Origin of the sequence: Candidatus Erwinia dacicola (assembly GCF_001756855.1) — a bacterium.
Lineage (GTDB): Bacteria > Pseudomonadota > Gammaproteobacteria > Enterobacterales > Enterobacteriaceae > Erwinia > Erwinia dacicola.
In genome coordinates, this window is sequence record NZ_MAYS01000536.1 from 1 (window position 1) to 3,450 (window position 3,450).

The following is a 3,450-nucleotide window of genomic DNA, read 5'->3' on the forward strand; positions in this document are numbered from 1 at the left end:
TACGGGTGGAGACGCCGTTTGACAATTCCTTGAATGTAACGCGTTTTAGCGCTGGAGCGGTATAGCACGGACAGTTAAACTATCAGATGTAGAAAATAACTGCAGCTAGGGTCACCGGAATGGAACTGAAAGCAACATCGCTGGGCAAACATCTGGCACAACATCCTTATAACCGCGTGCGGCTGCTGAGCGCAGGCGTTGAGGTCAGCGGTGAAAAGCATGAATACCTGATCCCGTTTAACCAGCTGCTGTCGATCAAATGCAAACGCGGCTTGGTATGGGGCGAGCTAGAATTCACGCTGCCGGATGACAAAGTGGTGCGCCTGCACGGCACGGAATGGAGTGAAACCCAGCGCTTTTATCACTATCTCAATCAGGCCTGGCAGCAGTGGAGCACCGAGATGAGCGAGGTCTGCGCCGAGGTGCTCAGCGCACAGGAACAGCAGATCCGTCAGGCAGAACAGCAGGATAAATGGCTGAAACGCAGCAATATCGCCGCGGGGCAGCTGGCGATTCACAAAGCGTTTGCGGCGGTGCCTCTGTCCGTTGAGAGGCTAGACGAATTTGATAACTGCCGGGAAGTGTATCGCTACCTTCGCCAGTGGCTGAGCTATAACGATGCGCAGCGCGTGCAGCGCAATAACCAGTGGACCGAGCGAATGCTGGTGCAGCATGCTGATTTTTTCAACCAAGTGGAAACCTCTCCGCTCAACCCTTCGCAGGCCCGTGCCGTGGTCAATGGTGAAAATGCGGTGCTGGTGCTGGCGGGGGCCGGCAGCGGTAAAACCTCCGTGCTGGTAGCAAGAGCTGGCTGGCTGATGATGCGTAAGCAGGCCCGCGCGGGTCAAATCCTGCTGCTGGCGTTTGGCTGCAAAGCCGCAGAAGAGATGAACGACCGCATTCGCGCGCGTCTGCACAGCGAAGATATTCAGGCGTGCACCTTCCACTCGCTGGCGCTAAACATTATCCAGCAGGGCAGCAACAAAGCGCCGACCGTCAGCAAATTGGAAACCGATAACGCCACGCGGCAGTCGCTGTTAATTGACGTCTGGCGTCAGCAGTGCAGCGAGAAAAAAGCCCATGCTAATGGCTGGCGGCAGTGGCTGACCGAAGAGCTGGAGTGGGAGCTAGCAGAACGCAGTTTCTGGCAGGATGACCGCCTAGCGAAACGGCTGGCAAGCCGCCTTGAACGCTGGCTGGGGCTGATGCGTATGCACGGTGGGGCGCAGGCGTCGATGATCGACAGCGCCCCGCAAGGGGTGCGGGAGCTGTTCAGCAAGCGGGTAAAATTAATGGCGCCGCTGATGAAGGCGTGGAAAAGCGCTCTGAAAGAGGAAGGGGCGGTCGATTTCGCCGGGCTGATCCACCAAGCAGTCAATATTCTCGATAAAGGGCGTTTTATCAGCCCGTGGAAGCATATTCTGGTCGACGAATTTCAGGATATCTCCCCCCAGCGAGCGGCACTGCTGGCGGCTCTGCGTCGGCAGAATAAACAGACCACGCTATTTGCCGTGGGGGATGACTGGCAGGCAATTTATCGTTTCAGCGGGGCAGAGATGACCCTGACCACCGCCTTCCACCACCACTTCGGCGAAGGCGCCCGCTGCGTGCTGGATACCACCTATCGCTTCAATGAGCGCATTGGTGAAATCGCCAATGGCTTTGTCCAGAGCAATCCGCACCAGCTGAAGAAACCTCTTAATAGCCTGAGCAAAGGCAATAAAAAAGCCGTATCGCTGCTGCCACAAACGCAGCTGGAAGCGCTACTGAACAAAATGAGCGGCTATGCCAAAGCGGATGAGCGCATCCTAGTGCTGGCGCGTTACCACTATCTGCGCCCGGAAGAGCTGGAAAAAGCGGGCACCCGCTGGCCGAAACTTAACATCGATTTTATGACTATTCATGCCAGCAAAGGTCAGCAGGCTGATTATGTCATTTTGCTGGGGCTGGAAGAGGGGAAAGAGGGCTTGCCGGCCGCGGCTAGAGAATCGGTCATGGAAGACGCGCTGTTGCCCGCCGCGGAAGATTTCCCCGATGCGGAGGAGCGCAGGTTGGCCTATGTGGCGATGACGCGGGCGAAACAGCAGGTCTGGCTACTGTTCGATCGGGAAAATCCGTCGGTGTTTGTGGCTGAGCTGAGCCGTCAGGGTGTGCCGGTGCTGCGCAAGCCCTGATCAAATAGCCGCGCCGGAGTTATTTCAGGCGCTGCTGCAGATAACGTTCGTTCCGGGATCAGGATCTCCACTGGCTAGGCAAAAAGCGGCGAGTGGATAATAAAATTAGCGGTGGCACGGTTAGTTGCGACTAGGATATTTCACATGGTTACTAGGCGCAGCAGCCCTTTCACATCAGGATCGTGCGGCACCGCATTGAGCGTGGCCCAGAAGAAGATCGGTACATCAATCTTCCCTTCAGAAATCAACGCCCCGGCCTGCTGATCGCCGCCCATCGAGCCGCTCAGCATCGCCGTGACCGGCTGGCCGGTCGCGCGCTGCACCAGATTGCCGGTAGTACCGGTGGCGTACAGCGTGTGGTGCTGCAGCTGATCTTTATGCTTTATGGGTTTCCCCACCCACTGCATCAGGGAATTTTTACAGTGGTCATGAGCCACCAGCGCAATATGTTTTTGCGGCTGGATAGTACGGTTGTCTGATCTAATCAGGTATCCTAGTTGGATGGAACGGGCAAAATCGGGTTAACAGAGGGCTGAGTGTAGCCCCGAGAATAATCTGCGATCAACTGGTATGCAGGGCTTTCATCAGCAGCACAAAGCGCTGGCGGGTGGCGGAGTCGACCTGCTGATACAACAGGCGTAGCATGCGCTCGGTTGGATGCTGGCTGAAAGCGATCTCCGGCATTCGCCCTGCTGCCATGGCAGTCCGACGCAGCGGCTGGGCAAAGCGCGGAACCGAGGCAATTTTGTGATCGAGGTTATACAGCACCATCGCCTGTTCTAAATCACCCTGCGCCTCAGTTTGCAGGCGATCGCGCTTGCTCGCGACCTCGGCGTCATGCTCGTCGAGCAGGACAAAGCGCGGATTTTTATCAAAGTGCCTGCCGTTACGCAACGTTTGCAGGGCGGGAAGAGTAATGGTGACCGACTGCGCCTGTGTGGTGAAAGTGACAATCTGAGGAGCAGAAACCCAGTTGGTAGCGGTGGGCGTTTGATTTTTTATCGTGCGCTCAATGCGAAACAGCAGCTGATGTTCACCGCGTTCCAGTTCCAGACCATCCGCGCCCTTCAGCAGCGAGCCAGAGATCTTATGTCCATCCAGCACCAGCAGATCAATATCCGGCGATAACTTCAACGTCGTCGCCTGCGCGTTGGCAGCGAACAGCACAGTTATCAGTCCGATGATGACCCCGCGTAGCTTCATTGTTTCTCCGGCATGGTAAGTGATGGCTGAGACTTGAATGTATCAAAGTCTTTCAGTATGACAGTATGACAGT

2 protein-coding genes and 1 pseudogene are annotated in these 3,450 nt (G+C 56.2%); 1 reads left to right on the forward strand and 2 read right to left on the reverse strand.

Going from position 1 to position 3,450, the window contains the following annotated elements; translation table 11 throughout:
- Positions 1-119 precede the first annotated feature (119 nt).
- Positions 120-2,174, forward strand: a complete 2,055-nt coding sequence (gene helD, locus BBW68_RS13525; protein ID WP_070135749.1) for a DNA helicase IV — start codon at positions 120-122, stop codon at positions 2,172-2,174.
- 74 nt (positions 2,175-2,248) lie between these two features.
- Here helD and BBW68_RS13530 read toward each other — a convergent pair.
- Both BBW68_RS13530 and BBW68_RS13535 read right to left on the reverse strand, forming a co-directional pair.
- A pseudogene (locus BBW68_RS13530) lies at positions 2,249-2,659 on the reverse strand (methylglyoxal synthase).
- Between the two features lie 76 nt (positions 2,660-2,735).
- A complete protein-coding gene (locus BBW68_RS13535) occupies positions 2,736-3,377 on the reverse strand; it encodes a YccT family protein (RefSeq protein ID WP_070135750.1) in 642 nt (213 codons plus the stop codon).
- Positions 3,378-3,450 lie beyond the last annotated feature (73 nt).

What these genes read in the sequence shown, in the direction of transcription:
- BBW68_RS13535 (WP_070135750.1), bottom strand. Translation starts at nt 3,377, where the DNA reads ATGAAGCTACGCGGGGTCATCATCGGACTGATAACTGTGCTGTTCGCT.
- helD (WP_070135749.1), top strand. Translation starts at nt 120, where the DNA reads ATGGAACTGAAAGCAACATCGCTGGGCAAACATCTGGCACAACATCCT.